The organism is Microvirga sp. GN3 (genome assembly GCF_055792825.1).
Genome location: NZ_JBVVAK010000021.1, coordinates 43,887 through 66,142, shown reverse-complemented (window position 1 = coordinate 66,142; position 22,256 = coordinate 43,887). Strand labels below are relative to the sequence as shown.

At 68.4% G+C, this 22,256-nt stretch carries 16 protein-coding genes; 6 read left to right on the top strand and 10 right to left on the bottom strand.

Going from position 1 to position 22,256, the window contains the following annotated elements:
- The first annotated feature begins 10 nt into the window (after nucleotides 1–10).
- A complete protein-coding gene (locus tag ACS5Q1_RS12855; RefSeq protein ID WP_473098574.1) occupies nucleotides 11–1,201 on the top strand; it encodes a S1C family serine protease in 1,191 nt (396 codons plus the stop codon).
- 192 nt (nucleotides 1,202–1,393) lie between these two features.
- On the opposite strand, the gene ACS5Q1_RS12850 is transcribed toward ACS5Q1_RS12855, so the two are convergent.
- From ACS5Q1_RS12850 to ACS5Q1_RS12835, 4 genes are all read right to left on the bottom strand, one after another.
- On the bottom strand, nucleotides 1,394–2,248 hold the full coding sequence (locus ACS5Q1_RS12850) for a universal stress protein (protein WP_473098573.1): 855 nt from the start codon (nucleotides 2,246–2,248) through the stop codon (nucleotides 1,394–1,396).
- A 257-nt stretch (nucleotides 2,249–2,505) separates the two neighbouring features.
- Nucleotides 2,506–4,017, bottom strand: coding sequence for an alpha/beta hydrolase (locus ACS5Q1_RS12845; RefSeq protein ID WP_473098594.1), 1,512 nt, complete (start codon nucleotides 4,015–4,017; stop codon nucleotides 2,506–2,508).
- Nucleotides 4,018–4,190: 173 nt separating this feature from the next.
- A complete protein-coding gene (locus ACS5Q1_RS12840; RefSeq protein WP_473098572.1) occupies nucleotides 4,191–4,646 on the bottom strand; it encodes a response regulator in 456 nt (151 codons plus the stop codon).
- A gap of 113 nt (nucleotides 4,647–4,759) precedes the next feature.
- A complete protein-coding gene (locus ACS5Q1_RS12835; protein WP_473098571.1) occupies nucleotides 4,760–6,193 on the bottom strand; it encodes a Do family serine endopeptidase in 1,434 nt (477 codons plus the stop codon).
- 428 nt (nucleotides 6,194–6,621) lie between these two features.
- Here ACS5Q1_RS12835 and ACS5Q1_RS12830 point away from each other — a divergent pair, with 428 nt between their 5' ends.
- Together ACS5Q1_RS12830 and ACS5Q1_RS12825 are read left to right on the top strand one after the other, a co-directional pair.
- Nucleotides 6,622–8,622, top strand: coding sequence for a heavy metal translocating P-type ATPase (locus tag ACS5Q1_RS12830; protein ID WP_473098570.1), 2,001 nt, complete (start codon nucleotides 6,622–6,624; stop codon nucleotides 8,620–8,622).
- A 187-nt stretch (nucleotides 8,623–8,809) separates the two neighbouring features.
- Nucleotides 8,810–9,850 carry an AI-2E family transporter gene (locus ACS5Q1_RS12825; protein ID WP_473098593.1) on the top strand — a complete coding sequence of 347 codons (1,041 nt, stop codon included), beginning with the start codon at nucleotides 8,810–8,812 and terminating at the stop codon, nucleotides 9,848–9,850.
- Between the two features lie 71 nt (nucleotides 9,851–9,921).
- Here ACS5Q1_RS12825 and ACS5Q1_RS12820 read toward each other — a convergent pair whose 3' ends face one another.
- From ACS5Q1_RS12820 to ACS5Q1_RS12795, 6 genes are all read right to left on the bottom strand, one after another.
- Nucleotides 9,922–11,586, bottom strand: a complete 1,665-nt coding sequence (locus tag ACS5Q1_RS12820; RefSeq protein ID WP_473098569.1) for an alpha/beta hydrolase — start codon at nucleotides 11,584–11,586, stop codon at nucleotides 9,922–9,924.
- Nucleotides 11,587–11,633: 47 nt separating this feature from the next.
- Nucleotides 11,634–11,756 carry a hypothetical protein gene (locus tag ACS5Q1_RS12815; protein WP_473098568.1) on the bottom strand — a complete coding sequence of 41 codons (123 nt, stop codon included), beginning with the start codon at nucleotides 11,754–11,756 and terminating at the stop codon, nucleotides 11,634–11,636.
- A gap of 160 nt (nucleotides 11,757–11,916) precedes the next feature.
- Nucleotides 11,917–13,368, bottom strand: coding sequence for a Na+/H+ antiporter NhaC family protein (locus ACS5Q1_RS12810; RefSeq protein ID WP_473098567.1), 1,452 nt, complete (start codon nucleotides 13,366–13,368; stop codon nucleotides 11,917–11,919).
- 18 nt (nucleotides 13,369–13,386) lie between these two features.
- Nucleotides 13,387–14,019, bottom strand: a complete 633-nt coding sequence (locus ACS5Q1_RS12805; protein WP_473098592.1) for a response regulator — start codon at nucleotides 14,017–14,019, stop codon at nucleotides 13,387–13,389.
- 133 nt (nucleotides 14,020–14,152) lie between these two features.
- Nucleotides 14,153–16,528, bottom strand: a complete 2,376-nt coding sequence (locus ACS5Q1_RS12800; protein WP_473098566.1) for a sensor histidine kinase — start codon at nucleotides 16,526–16,528, stop codon at nucleotides 14,153–14,155.
- 436 nt (nucleotides 16,529–16,964) lie between these two features.
- Nucleotides 16,965–17,240 (bottom strand): hypothetical protein, encoded by a 276-nt coding sequence (locus ACS5Q1_RS12795; RefSeq protein ID WP_473098565.1) that lies wholly within the window; start codon nucleotides 17,238–17,240, stop codon nucleotides 16,965–16,967.
- A gap of 465 nt (nucleotides 17,241–17,705) precedes the next feature.
- Here ACS5Q1_RS12795 and ACS5Q1_RS12790 point away from each other — a divergent pair, with 465 nt between their 5' ends.
- From ACS5Q1_RS12790 to ACS5Q1_RS12780, 3 genes are read left to right on the top strand one after another with little or no spacing between them, the layout of a single operon-like run.
- Entirely contained in the window at nucleotides 17,706–17,930 is a 225-nt protein-coding gene (locus tag ACS5Q1_RS12790) for a hypothetical protein (protein ID WP_473098596.1), read from the top strand.
- Entirely contained in the window at nucleotides 17,927–19,051 is a 1,125-nt protein-coding gene (locus ACS5Q1_RS12785; protein WP_473098591.1) for an efflux RND transporter periplasmic adaptor subunit, read from the top strand. The genes ACS5Q1_RS12790 and ACS5Q1_RS12785 overlap by 4 nt, the downstream gene beginning before the upstream one ends.
- Complete coding sequence (locus ACS5Q1_RS12780) at nucleotides 19,048–22,206, top strand: efflux RND transporter permease subunit (RefSeq protein WP_473098564.1); 3,159 nt, start codon at nucleotides 19,048–19,050, stop codon at nucleotides 22,204–22,206. The genes ACS5Q1_RS12785 and ACS5Q1_RS12780 overlap by 4 nt, the downstream gene beginning before the upstream one ends.
- Nucleotides 22,207–22,256: the final 50 nt, after the last annotated feature.

Sequence of the window (22,256 nt, the reverse complement as noted above, 5' to 3'; positions counted from 1 at the left end):
GGAAGACCAGATGTCGAACATGAATTCCACGCGTGCCCGCACGGGCACCGCCAAGTGGCTCGGCGCCGCCGCCGTCGCCGCCATCATCGCCGGGGGCGCGGTCCAGACCGGGCTCGTTACCCCGAACGAGGCCCATGCGGAGCTGCGGTCCATGGCGCAGCCCGTGCAGGGCGCCCCGTCCTTCGCCGACGTGATCGAGCGGGTGAAGCCCGCCGTGGTGGCCGTCAAGGTGAAGGTGCAGAACGTCGCCGACCGCAACAACGAAAATGACGACGACGGCCGGCAGTTCTCGATGCCCGACCTGCCCAAGGGCCTGGACCGCTTCTTTCGCGAGTTCCGCGACGGGCAGAAGGGCCAGCGCCAGGAGCCGAAGCAGTTCGGCCAGTCCATGGGCTCCGGCTTCTTCGTCTCGGCCGACGGGTACGTGGTGACCAACAACCACGTGGTCGAGAACGGCTCGGCGGTCGAGATCACCATGGACGACGGCAAGACCCTCGACGCCAAGGTCATCGGCACCGATCCGAAGACCGACCTCGCCCTGCTGAAGGTCGAGGGCAAGGACTTCCCTTATGTCCGCCTCGCGCCCCAGAAGGCCCGCATCGGCGATTGGGTGATGGCGATCGGCAATCCCTTCGGTCTCGGCGGCACCGTGACCGCCGGCATCGTCTCGGCCCAGCACCGCGACATCGGCGCTGGCCCCTACGACGACTTCATCCAGATCGACGCTCCCGTGAACAAGGGCAACTCGGGTGGCCCGACCTTCAACCTCGCCGGTGAGGTCGTGGGCGTGAACACCGCGATCTACTCGCCGTCGGGCGGCAATGTGGGCATCGCGTTTGCCATCCCGGCGAGCACGGTCGACTCGATCGTGACCTCCCTCAAGAACGGCGGCCAGGTTGCCCGCGGCTTCATCGGCGTGCAGATGCAGCCGCTGACCAAGGAGCTCGCCGAGGCCATTGGCCTGAAGGAGCCCAAGGGCGTCCTCGTGGCCGAGGCACAGAAGGACAGCCCCGCCGCCAAGGCCGGCATCCGGATAGGCGACACCATCGTCGCCGTGGACGGCGAGAAGGTCGGCGATGCCAAGGATGTGTCTCGGAAGATCGCGAATGTGGCTCCGGGCAAGTCGGTGTCGCTCACGCTCTACCGCCAGGGCCAGGAGCGGACCGTGACCCTTGAGGTCGGAACCCAGCCGAAGGCGTAACCGCTTCGGCCAACCGTCGGATGCCCGGGCCATAACAACCCCTTCCGGAGGCGGGCATCCCTCGCCCCGGCAGGCCGGCTTCCCCTTCGCCGGCCTGCCGGCGGTCGCTTCCGGCACGCTTCCGCCACCCGCCGGGGCCTGGCCGCAAGCGCGAACCGGGAATCCCACGCACGGGATCGGCATCCTCGAACGTCATCGAAGGGGCGGGACGGCGAGAATGTCGACGTCGATGGACCGCAGGATTTCCTCGGCCACGCTCCCCAGGAACGCCTTGGCGATGCCCGAGCGACCGTGCGTCCCCGTGATCAGGACATCCGGCTTCAATTGTTCCGCGGCCGCGGAGATCACCTCGATCGGGGCGCCTTCCTCGATGCGCATCGACCGCCCGTGTGGGTCGAGCCCGTTCGCCTCCAGGAACGCGCTCAGCTCCCTGGTGGCCCGCTCGCGCTCGTCGGCCACATGCCCGTCAAGGGTGTCCTGGCTGAGTCCGGCATAAGCCATCTTCCCTTTCGCCAGCGGCTGGAACGCATGAACGAGCGTCAGCCCTCCGCCGCCGGGCAGCCCCAGGGCCATGCCGGTCCTGATGGCATGCGCAGACGGCTCGGACATGTCGACGGCGGCCAGGGCCGTCCGGTAGGGCCGATCCGCCTCCCCGTTCACCATCAGGACCGGGACCGGCCCCATGCGGATCACGCGCTCGACGGTCGTTCCGATGAGGATGTCGCGCAGGAGCCGCTTGCGGGGAGTCCCCATGACGATGAGGTCGGCCCCCATCGACGCGGCGGCGCGCAGGATGCCGTCGAACGGGTCGCCCTCCACGGTGACGGCGCGCGCCCGCAGTCCGCGCAGCTCGGCAATCGCACCGACCTGCTCGCCCAGGATCCGGTCCGCCTCGTGCATCTCGAGCGCGAGCAGATCCGGCGGCCGATCGTCGTCCACGACATGCAGGAGGGTGAGTTCGGCGCTGCTGTCCCGCGCCAGCAGGCCGGCGCGCCGCAAGGCCGGTCGCGACCGGGTCGAGAAGTCCGTTGCCGCGAGGATATGCATGGGTTCACCTCCCATAAGCCCGATCGACCGCACTTTTCGTGCAGGTCCATGATGAAGCCTGGCTTGGCCCCGCGGCAGCCCGGGCTGAGGCCCCGGGAGCCTCGATGGATGGCGAGGAGCCAACCGCGGCAGCCCCCAGGATGGCGGTCGATCGTGGTTCTGCGTGGGACGGCATCATCGCATCCCCGTCGGCCATGGCCAAGACGCATCATGGCGTCGGCGGCACCGGATCGGCAACGGTCTCGGCCCGATGCGCCTCAGGGACGTTGGCCAGCGGGGCCGGGTGCCTGCCGCGGCGGTCCGCCGATCCCTTCGGCAACCCTGCGCGCGATGTACGGGTAGAACGGGTTGGACGAGATCCGCACCAGCGCATCGAGCGGTACCACCAGGATGCCGCGCTCGCCCCGCGGCGTCAGGGTGCCGAGGTTGACGCCAAAGCCGTCGCCCGGTCCCGGTTGAGAGCCGTAGAGCGGATCCGTTTCCGGAAAGGGAAGGGCGACGTGGGACAGCGAGAAGGCGGTGAGCGGGAACGCGAGGCCGAGGGCCGTGACCGTCTCTGCCGTCGCGCCGCTTTCCACGGAGCGCTCGACGGCCTCCAGCGAGGACGGGTCGGCATTGGTGATGAGCGTCGTCCGGAACGCGCGCGGGGCAGGCGGCAGGATCCGGTCGACGGCCGTCTCCGCCGACCGGGCGATGAGCGGGCCGAGCTTGACCGCCCGGTTGAGGTCGAACAGCGTCAGCTCGCTGCCGTTCGCCGGCAGCCGCGCGTAGAGGTTCGAGACGATGGCGCGGGTGCTGACCGTGAAGTCGGCGACCGACTGGAACGTATGGATCGGCGGCAGCCGGGCGATCGTGCCGCTGGCCTCCGCCCGCTGGAGCTGTCCCTGGAGCGCCTGGGTCACCTGGTAGGACTGCCGCGCCCCGTTCACGGGAAACGAGTTGTACTTGAACGGATTGAACTCGGGCAGGATGCCGAGCCAGGCGGCCTTGGCGAAGGCGGGGAAGAAGGCGGGCAACCCGGCCAGCCCGGCGTAGCGCGCGAAGGCCGTGATGCCGATCATCGGAGAGAGAAGGACGAGCCGCTCCGGCCGTGCCAACCGGTCGTCGTCGAGTGCTTCCAGGGCATACTTCAGCGCGAGCGCGCCGCCGTTCGAGAAGCCGACGACGTGAAGCCGCTTGCCCGGCCCGGCACGCCGGACGGCCTCCCGCACGGCGAGGCGGGTGGCGGCCATCCAGTCCTCCCATTCCACCTCGGTGAGCGCTGCGGGAACGGTGCCGTGCCCGGGCAGGCGGATGCCCATGGCAACGAAGCCGCGGTCGCGGTAGACGGCCGCGAGATGGCGCAGGCTGTAGGGAGCGTCGGTGAGGCCGTGCAGGAACACGGCGGCGCCAACCGGCGTCCCGTCAGGCTCCATGACATAGGAGCGGTTCCAGTCCGTCCCGAAGGTCTGCGGGTCGACGGCGCTGCCGGTGACATAGCGGTCCAGCGGGATCGCCGCACCGGCATCAGGAGCGCGGAAGACCTCCCGCCTCACGGCGGCGAGGAGTTGTTCCTCCCTCCGGAGATACCCCGCCCAGTCCATGGCATCGATGGCGTCGGCATCAGGCTCGTCCGGAACGAAGGTGTGCCACGCCGCCAGCGGCGGAGACCGCAGGGCATCCCAGGCCCGGAACGAGAGGCCGGCAACGACGAGGCACGCGGCCAGCGCCACGAGGAGGCCTGCGCCGACCGCAACTCGCTTCAGCCATGCACGGGTGATCGCCCTCAAGGTCCGCTCCCTGGTGCACCGAGCCGGGTCCAAGCGGCCAACCGGGCTCGGTCCCGTGACCGGGGCCTTGCAGGGTCGCCCTCGCCGATCGTCCTGGCCATTGGGTAAAACCCCGAACCCTCGCGGAAGAAGCCCTGAGCCGTGCCGATTTGATCGGCGTTCCCTGGCGTTCGTCAATCCGGCCTGGAGGCAGGCTTGCCGCGGCACACGTCCAGGAGGTCACCTGGCACGCTCTCCGTGAAGAAGGGTTCGTGCCGCGAGAGCGCCTCGACCGCCGCGATCAGGAACCGGCGCGCCTCGGACTTGAGCAGGTAGCCGCGGGCACCGGCCTCGATCAGCTTCCGGATCAGTTGCCTGCCCCCATGCATGGTGAAGATCAGCACCTCGGTCCCGGGACATGACGCGCGGATCGCCCGCGCGGCATCGATGCCGTTCATGAGCGGAAGCCGGTAATCCAGGATCGCGACGTCCGGATGGATCCCGGCGGCGAGATCGACCGCCTGCCGGCCGTCGGCGGCTTCCGCCACGATCTCCCAACCCGGCTGCACGCCGAGGATCGCGCGAAGGCCGGACCGGACCTCGGCGTGGTCATCGGCGATCAGGATGCGGGTCGTGGCCGAACGCGTCATCGACGGAGAACCTCACGGGGGTCAGGGGCGCCATGGCCCATGGTCCGGGAGCGTCCCAGAAGCCGCGGGGACGGCTCCCGGGACAAGGGACGCGGCGACCGTTCACCTCGCCGTCATCCCTCAACGGCCACGAACAGCGACTGCCCGTCGCGGCTGACCCGCAGCAGGGCCGGCCGGTTCTGCCGCTGGGCCTCGGTCCAGGCATTCGCCACGTCGGCGGGAGCGGTCACGGCCCGGTTGTCGGCCGAGACAATGACGTCTCCCGGCCGCAGTCCGGTCTCGGCCGCGGGGCTGCCGGGCTCGACGTGCTGGATCAGGAGACCGGACGTTCCCGGCTCGAGGCCGAGCCGGCCGCGGGCCGTCTCCGGCACAGGGGCCAAGGATACGCCGAGCCGCTTGCCACCGCCGTTTGGGCCCTCGAGCGCGGCCTGCCGCGGCTGCTCGTCCGGCCGCGGCCCGATGGTCATGCTCAGCTCTTTCGTCCGCCCGTCGCCGAAGATGGTGATCCGGGACGCGGTGCCGGGCTTCGCCGCTGCCACCGCCCGCGACAGGTCGCGCCCGCTCTCGACCGGATTGCCGTTGAAGTCGGTGATCACATCGCCGACCCTCAGTCCCGCCCGTGCGGCCGGGCCGCCGGGTTCCACCGCGGCGACGAGCACGCCTTTCCCGTCCGGCCGGCCCAGCGCCCGGGCGATCGCGGGGGTGATTTCCTGCAAGCTCACCCCGATGTGCCCGCGCTCGACCCGTCCGGTCCGGATCAACTGGTCGGTGACGCTCCTCGCGACGCGGGACGGCACGGCGAAACCGATGCCGACATTGCCGCCGGTGGGCGAGAAGATCGCCGTGTTGACGCCGATCACCTCGCCGCGGGCGTTGAACAGCGGGCCGCCGGAGTTGCCGCGGTTGATCGAGGCATCCGTCTGGATGTAGTCGTCGTATGGTCCCGATCGGATGTCGCGCGATTGCGCCGAGATCACGCCGACCGTGACCGTGCCTCCGAGCCCGAAGGGGCTGCCGATCGCGATGGCCCACGAGCCGGGCTCGGCCGCATCGGAGTCGCCCCATGACGTGACCGCGATGCCGGAGGGCGGATCGACCTTCAGCACCGCAAGGTCGGTGGCGGGATCGCGGCCGACGAGACGGGCCGGAACGCGGGTGCCGGTCCCGAACACGACCTGGATCTCCTCCGCATCCCCGATGACGTGATCGTTGGTGACCACGTGGCCGTCGTGGCTGATCACGAAGCCGGACCCGAGCGACTGCCGCGGTTGCCGGCGGCTCGGGTCGAGGTGCTCCTCGAAGAAGCGGCGGAAGAACTCGTGGAACGGCATGTCCGCCGACAAGGGGGGCGTGGCTTCCGCATCCTGGATCCGCTGCCGGGTCGTGATGGCGACGACCGTCGGCATCTTCTGGCGCACGATGGCCGTGAAATCGGCCGGAACGGCCTGGGCGACGGCCGGAGTGACCAGCGCCGGACAGCACACGATGGCGAGGATGCCAGCGAGCATCCCCGCGCAAAGGGTCGATTTCCATTTCTGACGGGACATGCGGCGCCTCCCGGGTGATGCCAGAACCAGGCCCAGTCTCGTCCCCGCCGGGCCGCCTGCCTATTGGGGCGAACCCCGAGATCGGGACGCATGATGCCCGAGGGGATGCGGGCACGAAACCCGACCCGAGCGCCAAATTTCAGCCTGCCATGCCGCATTTCTCCAGGCTTGGTCACGGATTGGTCATGCCCTCTGCCCAAGCATGGAAGATCACGTGCGACGCTGGGACATGCGGGATCGCATCCAGAGATGATCAGGTGTAGGATCCCGAGCTTGATCTGACGGACAGTGTCGGAGCGAGTTGCCCCCTGGCAGCCTGAACGACTCCCTCCGTGCAGAACGCGATTTGGTCGGCACTGTCTGCCAGGTCAAGTCCTGGCTTTCACGGATCAGGACGGTCCGTTATCCCGATTGGTGGACTTCCCGTGGTGGGACGTTACGACGTAAGGCTGCTTTCGCTCAATGCTTCGGTCGTCCTCACCTCTGCGACTGTCGTGGGGCTTGTGATCGCCCTTGCCGGCAACTGGCCTCTGGACGGGAACGCAGGCGTCATCGGTTTCGGGACGGCACTTGCCTATCTGGCGGGCGGCATTCCGACCGGCTGGCGGGCGCTGAAGGCGCTTTGGAACGAGCACGTTCTCGACATCGACCTGTTGATGATCGTTGCGGCGATTGCCGCCGCCGCCGTCGGAGCCGCCATCGAGGGCGCGGTCCTGCTTGCGCTGTTCAGCCTGTCGACGACCCTGGAGGAGCGCGCCATGGGGCGGGCGCGGCGCGCGATCGAGGCGCTGATGGCCCTGCGTCCGGAAACGGCATTCCGCAAGTCCGTGGACGGCACCGTGGAGGAGGTTTCGGCGACGGCGCTCGGCGTGGGCGACATCGTGGTGCTTCGCCCGGGTGCGCGGGTTCCCGCGGACGGAACGATCGTGGCCGGGCAAGGCGCGCTGGACGAATCCACCATTACCGGCGAATCCATGCCCCTCCGCAAGAAGCCCGGCGGCAAGGTCTTCGAGGCCACCGTCAATCTCGACGGCGTGCTCGAGGTACGGGTTACGAAATCGCTCGAACACGGCACCGTGGCGCGGATGATCGCGCTGGTGACGGAGGCCCAGACTGCCAAGGCCCCTTCAGAGCGGTTCAGCTCCTGGTTCGGCCAGCGCTATACGATTGCCGTGCTCGTGGGAGCCATCCTCGCCCTCGGCACATTCTACGGGCTGGGAATGGATTGGGAGACTGCGCTTTACCGCGCGGCGACGCTCCTCGTCGCCGCAAGCCCGTGCGCCATCGTGATTTCGGTGCCCGCCGCCATCCTGTCGGCGCTATCAGCCGCCGGGCGTGGCGGTGTGCTGTTCAAGGGCGGGGCCGCGCTGGAGACCCTTGCCGCCGTCGACACCTTCGCCTTCGACAAGACCGGGACATTGACGACGGGCCGCGCCGAAGTGACCGACATCGTCGCCCTGGATGGAACCGAGACGGATCTCCTGACGGCGCTCGCCAGCGTCGAGACCCATTCCGAGCATCACATCGCCGAGACGCTTCGGCGCGAGGCCGCGCGGCGCGGTCTGGCGCTGCATGAGGTGCTTGACGTGAGGGCGATCCCGAGCGCCGGCATCGTCGGTCGGGATCGCGATGGTCCGGTCTGGGCCGGCAACCGGCGCATGGCGCGGACGATGGGAGCGTCGCTCGATCATGACCGTTTTCAGGCTTTGCAGGACAGCGCCGAGACCGTCGTCTACCTCGGCCGCGAGGCGCGTGTCCTCGGCGCCGTCAGCGTCGCCGACAAACTGCGCGAAACGTCGGCCGGCGCCCTTGCCGCCTTGCGTGAGAGCGGCGTCAAGGCCATCGCGATGATGACGGGCGACCGACGGGCCGTTGCTCTGCGCATCGGCACGGAATTGGGGCTGAAGCCGGAGGAGATCCATGCCGAGATGCTGCCGGAAGACAAGGTCCGCCTCGTCGGCGAGATGGCTGGGGACGGCACGATCGCCTTCGTCGGCGATGGCGTGAACGACGCCGCGGCATTGGCGCGCGCCGATGTCGGCATCGCCATGGGAGCGGCCGGTTCGGATGTCGCCCTTCAGGCTGCCGACGTGGCCTTACTGTCGGAGGACATGGAACGGTTAGCGGCTGCGCATCGCCTTGCCAAACGCACCGTGTCGGTCATCCGGCAGAATCTTGCGTTTGCAATCGGGGCAATGCTTCTCCTCGTCACCGGTGCCGCTTTCTTTGAACTGCCGCTGCCGCTGGCGGTGCTGGGCCATGAAGGCGGTACGGTCCTTGTGGTTCTCAATGGTCTGAGACTGCTCAATGATCCGATCCGCAATACGAGGCGATCCGTGGCTGATCTGACGTCCGTTGAACGGGGACGCAACGAAGCTCCTGCCGGAACCTATCGGATTGCGCGGCAGACGCGTGGCGATGTCGGATAGCATTTGGATTTGCGATCTTGTTCAACGGCCCCGCGTCGGGGACCAGCCGTGGTGGTGGCGACCGAGCGGCGCGAGAATCGGGGGTGTCGCCTTGATTGACTCGGCACCTCCGGCTTGGTCGAATGCCGCGCTCGCACGGTGACGGCAGCCGCATGGCGAAGGCAAGGATCTCAACGCCTGGACGGCGCTGATCGGCGTGGTGGCCGTGCTCGCCGCCCTGTGGGTTGCTAAGGCGGTGTTCGCACCGGTCGCCTTCGCCCTGTTCCTGATCGCCCTGCTGTGGCCGTTGCAGCGCTGGTTCCAGGCGAGGATGCCCCGGCTCGTGGCCCTGGCCGCCACGGTCGTGGTGCTCGTCACGACGTTCACCGCGTTCGCCTCCCTGGCCGCCTGGGGCTTCAGCCGCGTGGGGCATTGGATCGTCGCCAACATGGGCCGCCTCCAGGCCTTCTATGACTGGACGACGCTCTGGCTCGAGGAGCACGGGATCGCGGTTGCGAGCCTGTGGGCGGACCATTTCAACGTGGGCTGGGTCCTGGCCCTCATGCAGCGGTTCACCAGCCATGTGAACACGACCCTGAGCTTCTGGGTGGTGGTGCTCGTCTACGTCATCCTCGGCCTGCTCGAGGTGGACGGCACCGCCCGCAAGATCGAGGCGCTGCCGAACCGCCAGATCGCCCGGCTCCTGGGCGAGGGCAGCGCGGCCGCGGCCGCCAAGTTCAGGAGGTTCATGGCGGTGCGGACCCTGATGAGCCTGCTGACCGGCGTCCTGGTCTGGCTCTTCGCGACCCTCTTCGGCCTGCCGCTGGCGCAGGAGTGGGGCGTCATCGCCTTCGTGCTCAACTACATCCCGTTCATCGGTCCCATCATCGCCACCCTGTTCCCGACCCTGCTGGCGATGGTGGAGTTCGGGAGCTGGCAGGCGGTCGTGGCAATGTTCGCCGGCCTCAACGTGATCCAGTCGGTAGTCGGCAGCTACGTCGAGCCGCGCCTGTCCGGCACGGCCCTGTCCATGTCGCCGTCCATGGTCCTGTTCTCGATCTTCCTGTGGACGTTCCTGTGGGGCCTGTCGGGAACCTTCATCGGCGTGCCGATCGCGGTCGCGGTCCTGACCTTCTGCGCCCGGCATCCCGACACCCGATGGATGGCGATCCTGTTCGGGCCGCCGGACGGCCTTGACGGCCTCGAGCCTGATCGCGCCGATGGGCCGAGGGACCTGGCACCTCCGTAGCCCTGGGTTCGATCGTCACTCGGGCGGTGTGGTGGAGGCCCATACCGTCGAACGAACGTGCGGCGACAGGCTCAGGTCGCCGAGGCAGACCGTGGCTTGGAAAGATGCCGTTTCAACCGCGTGATCTCTTCCGGGGGCCGGTCGCGAACATCCGTCACCTCGCTCCAGGCCTCGATGTAGTGCGCCGGCGCGTAGACATGGCCGAAGCCGATCGGGGCTGAGAGCGCCATGAACTTGTCCACCGCCAGTTGAAGGGCGGTGACAACGGGAACCCACCGCAAGTGCGGCGACACGTCGGGTCCGCGCGGCGGCGGCATCCAGTCCGGTTCGCGATAGAGGCTGCGATACTCGAAAAAGGTCACCGGGTCGCTCGCATACTGGAGATAGACGAACCGCATCGGCCCCCATGCGGCATTCGGAGCCGTGGCAGGGCTGGCGGCCTCGCCGTGCTGGTTCATGAACCGCACGAACGATCCGTCGCGGAACCGGGGGAGCCAGGCAGGCGATCCGGGAGTGCGGTTCTCGGTGAGGAAACGCCAGAGCCTGCTTGAATGGGGCGGGCCGCTCCAGAGCGCGCCCGAGAACGGGTCGCCAAGCACCTCGATGAGGTCCGTCGACTGCTCGGAGTTCATGGCACCGAGACTGATGCCGTGCAGATAGAGCTTTGGCCGCCTGTCCTTGGGCAGCATGGTCCAGTATCCGTAGACCTCCCGGAACAGGGCGCGCGCGGCATCGCCGCCGTACGCCAGCCCGGCGACCCGGTACAGCCAACTGGCGAGATAGGAATATTGCAGGGCGACGCTGGCGACGGCGCCGTCGTGCAGATATTCGAGGCTGTCCATCGCCGCCGGATCAACCCAGCCGGTGCCGGTTGGCGTCACCACGACAAGCACTGGCCGTTCGAAGGCGCCGACCCGCTTCAATTCTTCCAGCGCGAGCTTGGCGCGCATTGCCAGCGTATCGGCCGACCGCAATCCGACATAGACGCGAAGTGGCTCAAGCGCCTCCCTGCCGGAGAATGCGCTGATGTCCTCGCGCGTCGGACCCGAGGAGATGAATTCCCGTCCCTGCCGTCCGAGCTCGTCCCAAGCCAGCAGGGAAGCGCTGCTGCCAGTCTTCTGAGAATCCGTCGGGGCCGCCGTCTCCGGTCTGATCAGCTTGTCGTATTCCCGGAAAGACGCATCCGCGACGCGCAAGGCACCCTGGAAGAGAACTCCATTGAGGATCGACCAGAACAGCGCAACCGCGGCGACGGCGCCGATCACGTTGGAGACCCGCCTTGGCAGAAGGCGGTTCGCTCTGGCCGCCACGAAACGGAGGGTCCGCTGGAAGAACCGCGCGAGCGCCAGCAGGGTCGCGAAAACCGCGAGTCCAATCAGGGCGACCTCGAGTGGATACGCCGTGTCGACCGACCCGAGTCCCATCAACTGTCGGATCGAATTCTGCCATCCCGCCGCTTGCGCAAGAAAGATGATCGCAAGCACGGCGCAACCGATCGCGCCAGCGAGCTTGACGATGCGCAGGAGGCGGCCCTTGGGCTGCGGGAGCTCCATGTAGGCCCAGAGCCAACGGCCGAATACGCCGATGCCGTATCCGGCCGCCAGGGAACCTCCCGAAACCACACCCTGCGTCACGAAACTCCGGGGCAGCAGCGATGGCGTCAGGGAGGCAGCAAAACATAACGTTCCGAGGAGAACGCCGCAGGCAGAGATCGAATGCCATTGCCCTCTACCCATGCATCTGCACCTCTTGATGTCGCGGATCGGGTACCAGACATCAGGCTTTAACCGCCAGACTGCCTGCGGATCCACTTCGCGAACTTAATTCCGACGGCACGGAACAAGAAGGCCAGGAGCACGAGGATGGCTGCTCCAAGACCGACGAGGATGTAAGCGGTATCCCTCATCAGCGGACTCCATCAGCAGGCCCATGGGAGGGCTCGGAGCTGTTCCTATAGGGGTTCGGGTTCTGCTGCTGGACCCGATCATACCACTGCTCGCCCCCGAAGAAGCCGTCGACGCCGCAGTCTTACTCGAAACACCGAGTCCACTGGTTCACACGATGCGCTAGGGGCGCCGCGAAACCCTGAAGGCGATGGCCAGCGTCAGCAGGGGACTTGCGATGTTGAAGAAGCAGAACGGCAGGTAGAGCAGGGTGGGAACCCCGAGCACGGCCGCCATGTAGGCCCCGCACGAATTCCAGGGCACGAGCGGGGACGTGACCGTTCCGGCATCGGCAATGGTGTGCGACAGGCTCGTGGCCGAAAGCCCGCGCCGCTCGAACTCCTCCCGGAACAGCCGTGCCGGCAGGATCACGGCCACATATCGGTCGCCGACGACGACGTTGAGCCCGAAGGCGGTGACCGCGACGGCGGCGGTGAGCTGCCCCGGCGTGCGGGACCGCCGGATCATCGGCATCACGAGCTTGGACAGCAGGCCGAACTCCTTGAGCAGGCTGCCGAAGGTGAGCGCGCCCAGGATCAGCCAGATGGTCATGAGCATGCTGTCCATGCCGCCGCGGGTCAGCAGGCCGTCGACGGCGGGAATACCCGAGGTGGCCTGGTATCCGGTCGCCATCGCCTGCCAGACGCCCTTGAGGGAGGCGGCCGGCATGCCGAGATCGGTCACGCCGACGAAGCGCAGGACGGCGTCGGGTTGCAGGATCGGCGCCATCACTCCCGCGAACAACGCCGCGGCCATGATCGCCAGCGAGGCCGGCACCCCGACGGCAGACAGGGTGAACAGCACCACCAGGGGCAACAGGTTGAGCGGCGTGATCTCGAAGAGCGTGTCGAGGGACGCCAGCTCCGAGGCGATGACGGCGTCGCCCACACCATCCATACCGTCCGTCAGGCCGATGGCAGCGAAGAGCGCGGCAGCGAGGATGAACGTGGGGGCCGATGTCCTGGCCTGGTAACGGAGATGACCGTGCACGGTGTTCCCGGTGAGCGTGGCGACCAGGACGGTGCTGGGCGAGCGCGGGGAGAGCTTGGCCCCGAAGAAGGTTCCCGAGATGACGGCCCCCGCCGTGATCACGGGCGAGACCCCGACCAGGGTGGCCAAGCCCATCAGCCCCACCCCGATGGTCCCGGCCGTGGCCCAGGTGCTGCCGATGCTGAAGGCGAGGACGGCGCAACCCACGGCCGCGGCAAGGTAGAACCAGTCGGGATGGAAGAGCCGGAGGCCGTAGGACACCAGGGTCGGGATCGTGCCCGACAGGTTCCAGGTGCCGATGAGGGCGCCCGTCGCGAGGAGGATGTAGGTGACGCCGACCATCGAGGCCATGCCCCTGCGCCCCACGGCCTCGACGTCCTCCCAGCGATGCCCGTTCCGGAGCCCGATCAGGGCGGCGACCATGGCGGCGAGGATCAAGGCCACCTGCAACGGCCCCTCGGTCGCTTCGAGCCCGAACAGGGCCATCGCCCCGCCGATCAGCCCGGCAAGGGCCAGGATCGGCGTGATCGCGTCGAGGTAGGATGGTTCCTGGATGCGGCCGGGCAGGGAGGTTTCTTCCGTCATGCCAGCGCCAGGAGCCGCCTAGGGCTCGACCAGCTTGTTGCGGATCGCGTAGCGGACCAGGCCGGCTGACGTATGGATCTTGAGCTTGCGCATGGCGGCGGCGCGGTGGGACTCGACGGTCTTCAGGTTGATGGCGAGAAGCTGCGCCGTCTCCTTGTTGGTGCGCCCTTCCGCGATGAGCTGCACCACGCCGCGCTCCCGATGCGTGAGGACATCGCCGGTGGGGTGTCCGTTGGCGAGATAGGCCTTGAGCAGCGTCTCCGACACCCGCCCGGTGAAGAAGGGCTGGTGTCGCGCCAGGGTCTCGACCGCCGCGATCAGGAAGCGCCGCGCGTCCGATTTGAGCAGGTAGCCCCGCGCGCCCGCCTCGAGAAGCTCGCGAACCAGCAGCTCGCTCTCATGCATGGTGAAGATGAGCACCTCGGTCCCGGGCTGGAACGCCCGGATCTCACGGGTCACATCGACGCCGTTCATGAGCGGGAGCTGGTAGTCGAGGATGGCGACACCCGGTTGGGTCGATGCGGCAAGTTCCACTGCCTGCCTGCCGTCCTCGGCCTCGGCGACCACCTCCCAGCCGGGCTGGCTGCTCAGGATGGCGTGAAGGCCGGAGCGGACGACGTCATGGTCATCGGCGATCAGGAGGCGGAGCATGGTCGAGGATCGTGCCATTCGCGGCAATTTCCTTTCATACGCCCGATGGCCTGCCGGGACACTCGGGTGAAACCCCGAAACCGGGCGGGAAGAGTCCGGTGGCGCATGGAATGCGATATGGGATGGCCTCTGCCTAGTGAGCATGGCCGCCTAGGTTCTCGCGGGTGCGGGGAACGCGGGCCCGGACCACGGTCCCGGTGCGCCCGGTCCGGATCCGGAGGGTGCCGCCGAACTGGTGCAGGCGGATGCGCATGCCCGGAATGCCCACGCCCAGGGTGGGCTTGCCGTTCTCCGGCGCGGTCGGCTTCGCCTGCATCCCATGCCCGTCGTCCGCGACGCACAGGACGACCTCGCCCGGCGTGCTGCGCAGGTCGACGGCCACCTGGGACGCCCCGGCATGGCGGTGCACGTTCGACAAGGCCTCCTGGACGATCCGGAAAAGGGCCCGGCGGACCTCGACCCGCAGGCCCTCGGCGCCCCCGTCGATCCGGCACGCCACTGCCAGGCCGGTGCGGTCGGAGAAGCCGTCGGCGAAGGTCTGGACCGCCTCCTGGAAGCTGCTCTCCTCGAGGCTGGCTGGGTGCAGAAGGTAGGTGAACAGGCGCAGTTCCTTGAGCGCCTCCTCCAGCAGGTGGTCGATCTCGCCGAGCAGCCGTTGCCCGTCCCGCTGCGGCAGCAGCGGCTCGACCTTCATCAGGTTGAGCCCGACGGCGACGAGGTATTGCGTCGTCGAGTCGTGGAGCTCCGACGCAATGCGCTGGCGCTCCTCCTCCTGGAGCGTCAGCAGGCGCTCCGAGAGCTCGCTGACCGCGGCCCGGGCGGTCATCAGCTCCGTGACGTCCTCGTGGGACACGATGATGCGGGCCTTGTCCCCGATCCGGAAGCGGCGGGCCCGGATCGTGAACCAGCGGTCGCCTTCGGTGGACGTGGTCTGGTAGAGGGCCTGGAACCCGGGGCGGGAGCCCGCGATCACATCCTCCATCGCGCTGAACCGCCGCTCGCCGGGTACGGCGACATCGAGGTACCTGGACCCGATACCGTGCGCGTGGACGGCCGGTCCCGTGGCCTCGACGAAACGGCGCCAGGCTTGGTTCACGGCGATGATGCGGCCCTGCCCGTCGAGGATGGCGATCTGCTTGGTGAGGGCGTCGAGCGACGATTGGAGGAACTCCCGCTCCTCGAGCGTAGCGCGGTGCGCGAGGACCCGGTCGGTCACATCGCTGAAGTAGACGCTGGCCCCCTCGGGGGAGGGGACTGCACGCAGGTCGATGAAGCGGTCGGGGCGCAGGGCCGAGGGAACTTCGCCCCGGAACTCCTTGCGCTGCTCGAGTGCCTGCATCACCGCCTCGGCGCAGGCGGTATGGCGCTCGACCAGGTCGAGATAGGACAGCCCGATGAACTCGCCGCGCGATCGGCCGCACCAGCGCAGGGTCGCCGAGTTGGTGTCCGTGATCCGGTAGGATCGATCGAGCGTGAAATAGCAGTCGGTGATGCTCTCGAGGATGCTGCCCATCCGCGCGTTGGCGGCCACGAGCTCGCTCCTCGTGGCCGCCAACGCCGTGAGCCTGAGGGATTCGATCGGACCCATGTTCCGGAGCAGGGCCTGGACGGCAATGCCACCGATCAGGAGGAGGGCAAGGCTGGCGAGCGATGACTGGTAGAGCGCACCGAGGATGGGGGCGTTGAATACGGGCGTGGGGAGAACGGAAGCGGCCGTATACCCGGTCTCGGGCGAGCGTTCGAAGGTGGCGAGGTGGCCTTCGACGGTTTCGAACCGGCCGGTGCGGCCGGAAAACAACGAGGCCGGTCCGGGCGGCGGGGCCGCGCCCGATCCGGCCGCACCGGTGACGAGCCGCTGGAACTTGCGGTCGAGCAGGACCGTCCCCCACTCGGTCGGGCGGACGGCGTTGCGGACGGCATGGTTGAGGTGCTCTTCCGGCACGAGAAGCGACAGCACCCGGTTCATCTCGCCGTTTGCGTCGTCCAGCCGAAGGCTGAACGCGACGATCCAGCGCTTGGCAGTCGGGGAGTACATGCGGTCCGACATGCTGAGCCCCGCGGTGCGGACCACCTCGAGGCGCTCACGGACGCCGGGGAGCTCATCGATGCGGGGCAGGTCCGACCCGAAGGGGGCCGCGGTCCTGAGGAGCACCCGGTCGCGGTCCCAAAGCGTGAACCAGGCCCCGTCCGGCCGGGGCGTTGCCTGGAGCTGGCGATGGAACCCTTCGAAATCCCCGGTCTGGAGCAGCGGCGAGCGCGACAGCCCCTTGAGGAGGTAGCCCATGGCCTGCACCTCGCGCTCGACCGCGTTGGTCGCCGCGATGGCTGTGGACAATCCACGATGGGCGATCTCATGCCGGACCCCGTAGGCGTGCCAGAACAGGGCCGTCCACGCGGTCAGGAGGGAGAGGCCGATCGTGGAGGCGGCGATGAGAAGGATCGATCGGCGGGTGCCGCCGCGGCCGGACGCCCCGAGGGTTGGGAGGCTGATATCCATCGAGGAGAACATGTCGCCTCCTGCTCAGGTTGTGTTTCGGGGCACGCTGACGGGCTTACCAAAACGCACGAGGCCGGAGATCGCCGCGGGAGCCGGGCCGGCGCTTCCCGCAGGAAGCCTTCCATGATGGAAGGAACACTCCCCAGTCCCTGATTGCCAGCCTCGCGATTCCATCCTTCCGACCGGAACCGCGAGGCTGGCAATCGAGCTCGGAGAATAAACCCATGACAATGCGGGCACAAGCAGGGGGCGCATGCGTTCCCACGCGACCTGAAAGGAACGCTGGAAGGAATGCATCCTGCCTGGACCGTGGACGATCACGAGGACGAACCATGGCACGCCATTTGCAAGACCCGCCAGGTCGACGTCGGAGTGGCTTTTGCGATGACCGGTTCTCGGGAGGGCGGGAACGGATAGGGAATTTTTCCCGCTTCCGCCCGTCCTGTGCTCAGCGGCAGCGGAGATTGCCCCACCGATCGCGGAAGGTGCCGTAAGGACACGGACTGCGCGGGGCGGTGGCGCTGCCGACGATCGCGCCGCCGGCCGCACCGATCGCCCCTCCGGCCAGGGCGCCGCCGGCCCGGCCCGTGGCCGCTCCGCCGATCGCGGCACCCGCGAGGCCGCCGATGGCAGCGCCGCCAAGGGCCCGTTCGCCCGGGGTTTCGCACGCCGCGACGGAGAGCATGAGCGCGCCGGCGGCGATGGCTGTCGTGATCTTCCTCATCGGACTTTCCCTTCGAAATTACGGATCGCAGACCCGCGACGGGTCGCGGGTCACGACAGGTTCCGCCATTGCCGCGGGTTCGGATAGTGGGGAAAACCCTGGGATCGTCCGGTGGGAGGCCCTAGTCAGGGCGGTTGCAACCGTCCTCCGGCGACCGGTGCGCAAGCCCGTGGTTGGCGGACGGGCTGCCGGTTGAGGTTCGGCGCGGCTGCTTTTTTCAACGCGTCCTCAGGACAATTCCCGCGCCCGATGGGGGTTACACCCGATGGTGTCGTGACCCGCGAGCGGTACTCTCGTGCAGGGGCGACGCCCCCGATGGGGGTTACACCCGATGGTGTCGTGACCCGCGAGCGGTACTCTCGTGCAGGGGCGACGCCCTCGCGCATGCGACCGCGTCGCCCTGGTTCGCAGCCAGGCAAGGGATCCGCCGCAGTGGGAGCAGGTCGATCGTGATGGGAGCGAAACATGCGCATCCGCATAGGGTTCAATATCACGTCTCTCCTGTTGTATGGCCTGAGCTGGATCCTGCTCGGCGTTGCCGTGCTGATGGTGATCCTCGCGATCGCGACGGCCCTGGGTCTGGCGAGCTTCCCGATGACGGTCTCCGCGGACCTGATCGGCAGCGTGATCTGTGCCCTGCTCGCGCTCCTGTTCCGCTTCCTGGCCGGCAGGCTCGACCAGGGCCCCTGATCGGAGGACTGGCCGCGCTGGCAATCGGCGGCCCGGCGCTCGCGCAGGCACCGCTGCCCGCGGTCGGCGTGATGCCCGTGCCGGTCGAGGACGTCTCGCCGGCGTCGGAGTTCGTCGGGCGGGTCGAGGCCGTGAACGCCGTCGACATCCGCGCCCGGGTCGAGGGCTTCATCGAGGCACGTCCGTTCGCCGAAGGGCAGGAGGTCCGCGAGTGGCAGGAACTTTTCATCCTCGAGGACGGCGCCTACGAGGCAGCCCTGTCGGCCGCCCGCGCGAGCCTCGCCGGGGCGCAGGCGGCGCTGCGGGACGCCGAGGGACGGCTGCAACGCAACCAGGAGCTGCGCCGGACGCAAGCCGTGTCGCAGGCCGCCCTGGAGGAGATCCAGGCCGCCCGCGACACCGCCCAGGCCAATGTCATGGCTGCGGAAGCAAGCGTGCGCCTGGCCGACTTGAATCTAAGCTACACCACCATCAGGGCGCCGATCGCGGGTCGGATCGGTGTTGCCGCCTTCGCCGTGGGAAGCTTCGTGGGCCCCTCATCCGGGGCGCTTGCGCGCGTGGTGCAGGTCGATCCGATCCGGGTGGTCTTCTCGGTCAGCGACCGCGCCATCCTCGACTTCCGGGGAGCGGCAGGCGACGCCGGCAAGGAGGAACTCGCCAGGGGTTTCGTCCCGACCCTGCGGCTGTCCAACGGTCGCGACTACCCGGCCAAGGGTGAGATCGAGTTCGCTGGCAACGAGATCGATCCGGCGACCGGAACGCTTCCGGTCAGGGCCCGCTTCCCGAACCCGGATGCCCTGCTGGTGCCGGGTCAGTTCGTCACGGTCACCATACGACCTTCCACCTCGCAGCGCCGCCCCGTCGTGCCGGTCGGCGCCGTACAGCTCGACCGTGAGGGCCGCTTCGTCCTGGTGCTGGACGGCGAGAACAAGGTAGCCATGCGGCGCATCCGGACTGGCCCGCAGATCGGCCAGAACTGGACCGTGGAAGAGGGCCTGGTAGGCGGAGAGAAACTGATCGTGCAGGGCTTCCAGAATGCCCGGCCGGGCGCCGCCGTCCGGGTCGTGCCGCTCGAGGGCACGGGGGCGCAGGTGTCACCCGGAGGGAGCGCCGCGCGATGATGTCCGCGCTGTTCATCGACCGTCCGCGCTTCGCGATGGTGATCGCCGTCGTGATGACGCTCGCCGGACTGTTGGCCCTGACGCAGATCCCGGTGGCGCAGTTTCCCCCGATCACGCCGCCGGAGGTCCAGGTCACGGCAGCCTACCCGGGCGCCAATGCGGAAGTGGTCATGGACAGCATCGGGGCGCCGATCGAGGATCAGGTCAACGGCGTCGAGGACATGCTGTACATGGCGTCCTCGAGCACCAACAACGGCGGCTATTCCCTCACGGTCACGTTCGCGGTCGGCACCGATCCGGCCATCGCCCAGGTGAACGTGCAGAACCGCGTCGCGCTGGCGACCCCACGCCTGCCGCCGGCCGTGACGCAGACCGGGGTCTCGGTGCGCAGCCGCTCGACCAGCATGCTGATGGGCATCGCGATCTATTCCCCGAAGGGCACGCGCGACGAGATCTTCCTCAGCAACTACGCCTCCATCAACGTGCGCGATGCGCTCGCCCGTGTGGCTGGCGTCGGCGAGGCCGGCATCTTCGGTCCGGTCTACAGCATGCGGGTGTGGATGAATCCGGACCGCATGCAGGCTCTCGGCATCACGGCTGCGGACCTAACCGCCGCCATTCAGGCGCAGAACGCCCAGGCCTCGGCCGGCCTGATCGGCTCCGCGCCCGCGCAGCCGGGCCAGCAGCTCCAGATGACGGTCATGGCCCGCGGGCGGCTGACGAGTCCCGAGGAGTTCGGGGCCATCGTGGTGCGCACGAACCCCGACGGAGCGATCGTGCGCCTGCGCGACGTGGCCCGGCTCGAGCTCGGGGCGCAGTCCTACGACTCCACCTCCCGGTTCAATGGGCAGCCGAGCGCGACCCTGGTCGTGTACCAGTCGCCCGACGCCAACGCGCTTGCGGTCTCCCGGGCCGTGCAGGACGAGATCCAGCGCCTTTCGGCGCAGTTCCCGGAGGACCTCGCCTACACGGTGGTGTTCGATACCACCGCCTTCGTGAGCGAGACGATCCGCGAGATCATCGTCACGCTCATGATCACCTTCGTGCTGGTGGTGCTGGTCACCTACCTGTTCCTCCAGGACTGGCGGGCGACCCTGATCCCGACCCTCACCATCCCGGTCTCCCTTGTCGGCGGCTTCGCGGTGCTCTACCTGCTGGGCTACTCCGCCAACACCATCACCCTGTTTGCGATCGTTCTCGCCATCAGCCTCGTGGTCGACGACGCCATCATCGTGGTCGAGAACGTGCAGCGCGTGATGAAGGAGGAGGGCGTCGACGTCGTCGAGGCGACCCGCCGCACCATGCGGCAGGTCACCGGTCCGATCGTTGCGACCACGCTGGTGCTCGCGGCCCTGTTCGTGCCGATCGGGTTCCTGGCCGGGATCACCGGTCAGCTCTACCGCCAGTTCGCCGTCACCATCCTGGTCACGATCACCTTCTCGACGATCAACGCCCTCACGTTGAGCCCGGCGCTGTGCGCCCTGCTGCTGCGGCCGCCGACCGAGAACGGCGGCCGGGCGTTCGGAGCCTTCAATCGGGCGCTCGACACCTCGCGCACCTGGTATCTCGGGTTGCTGGCGCGCCTCGGACGGCAGCTCGTGCTCGCCGCGGTGCTGGTGGTCACGATCTTCGGCGGCATCTTCGGCCTGTTCCGTCTGCTGCCGACCGGGTTCATCCCGTCCGAGGATCTCGGCTATCTCTTCGTGAACGTGCAACTGCCGAACGCCGCGTCCCTCGAACGCACGGAGGCGGTGCTCGGGGAGGTCTCCGGGATCGTGCGCGACACGCCCGGCGTCGCCAACGTCATCGGGATCGCAGGGACCAGCCTGATCGGCGGCGGCGGCTCCGAGGCCGGCATGGTGATCGCTGCCCTGAAACCCTGGGGCGAGCGCAGCGGGCAGGCCGAGGGCGTCAACGGCATCCTCACCCACCTGCGCACGCAGTTCGCCGCACTTCCCGCCGCCACCATCGTGCCGTTCAACCCGCCGGCGATCCCCGGTCTCGGCACGACGGGCGGCTTCGACCTGCGCCTCCAGGCCCGCGCCGGGCAGGGCCAGGAGGATCTCGCCGAGGCCATGCGGGGCTTGATCTTCAAGGCCAACCAGACGCCGGGGCTGGCCGGCGTGTTCAGCACCTTCACGGCGGACGTGCCCCAGGTCTACCTCGACGTCGACCGCAAGCGGGCCGAGCTCCTCGGCGTCTCGCCGGCCGCCATCTTCTCCACGTTGCAGGCCCATCTGGGCTCGGCCTATGTCGACGACTTCAACATCCTCTCGCGCGTCTACCAGGTCCGCATCCAGGACGAGCCGGAGTTCCGCGGTCGCGTCGGGGACATCCAGCGCCTGCACGTGCGCAGCCAGCGCGGCGAGCTCGTGCCGCTGCAAACGCTGGTGACGGTGTCGACCTCCTTCGGCCCCAACGCGATCAGCCGCTACAACCTCTTTCCCGCCGCTTCGATCAACGGCCAGGCGGCCCCGGGCACCAGCACCGGACAGGCGCTGGCCACGATGGAGGCCGTGGCGCGGGAGACGTTGCCAACAGGCTTCGGCTTCGAGTGGACGGGCCTCGCCTTGCAGGAGCGCCAGGCCGGCAACCAGACGGCGATCGTCCTCGTGATGGGGATCGTCTTCACCTACCTGTTCCTGGTCGCGCAGTACGAGAGCTGGAGCGTCCCGGTCGCCGTCATGCTGTCGGTGTCGGTGGCGGTTCTCGGGGCCCTCGCGAGCCTGGCCCTCGTGGGCATCCCGATCGACATCTACGCCCAGATCGGACTGGTTCTGCTCATCGGCCTCGCGGCCAAGAACGCGATCCTGATCGTCGAGTTCGCGAAAGCGCGGCGGGAGGAAGGGATGGGGATCCGCGAGGCCGCCACGGAGGGCACGGCCCAACGCTACCGCCCCGTGCTCATGACGGCCTTCGCGTCGATCCTCGGCGTGATCCCGCTCGTCGTCGCAACGGGCGCCGGGGCGGGCAGCCGCCGCTCCATCGGCATGACGCTGTTCGGCGGACTGCTCGTCGGGACCGTGATCGGCCTGGTGCTGATCCCGGTCCTCTACGTGATGGTCCAGACCATGCGCGAACGGACCAAGGCCCGGCTGTTCGGCTCCCGCGCCGATGCACCGGCCCCGGAGCCGGAGCTGGTGTCGGAAGAATGAGCTTCGGCGGGCCGGAAACCCACCGGGGCGGAGCGGATCTCAAAGTGAGG

Coding starts and splice junctions, on each gene's coding strand:
- ACS5Q1_RS12795 (WP_473098565.1), bottom strand. CDS start 17,240: ATGAGGAAGATCACGACAGCCATCGCCGCCGGCGCGCTCATGCTCTCC.
- ACS5Q1_RS12855 (WP_473098574.1), top strand. CDS start 11: ATGTCGAACATGAATTCCACGCGTGCCCGCACGGGCACCGCCAAGTGG.
- ACS5Q1_RS12800 (WP_473098566.1), bottom strand. CDS start 16,528: ATGTTCTCCTCGATGGATATCAGCCTCCCAACCCTCGGGGCGTCCGGC.
- ACS5Q1_RS12850 (WP_473098573.1), bottom strand. CDS start 2,248: ATGCATATCCTCGCGGCAACGGACTTCTCGACCCGGTCGCGACCGGCC.
- ACS5Q1_RS12835 (WP_473098571.1), bottom strand. CDS start 6,193: ATGTCCCGTCAGAAATGGAAATCGACCCTTTGCGCGGGGATGCTCGCT.
- ACS5Q1_RS12805 (WP_473098592.1), bottom strand. CDS start 14,019: ATGCTCCGCCTCCTGATCGCCGATGACCATGACGTCGTCCGCTCCGGC.
- ACS5Q1_RS12820 (WP_473098569.1), bottom strand. CDS start 11,586: ATGGGTAGAGGGCAATGGCATTCGATCTCTGCCTGCGGCGTTCTCCTC.
- ACS5Q1_RS12815 (WP_473098568.1), bottom strand. CDS start 11,756: ATGAGGGATACCGCTTACATCCTCGTCGGTCTTGGAGCAGCCATCCTC.
- ACS5Q1_RS12780 (WP_473098564.1), top strand. CDS start 19,048: ATGATGTCCGCGCTGTTCATCGACCGTCCGCGCTTCGCGATGGTGATC.
- ACS5Q1_RS12840 (WP_473098572.1), bottom strand. CDS start 4,646: ATGACGCGTTCGGCCACGACCCGCATCCTGATCGCCGATGACCACGCC.
- ACS5Q1_RS12810 (WP_473098567.1), bottom strand. CDS start 13,368: ATGACGGAAGAAACCTCCCTGCCCGGCCGCATCCAGGAACCATCCTAC.
- ACS5Q1_RS12790 (WP_473098596.1), top strand. CDS start 17,706: ATGCGCATCCGCATAGGGTTCAATATCACGTCTCTCCTGTTGTATGGC.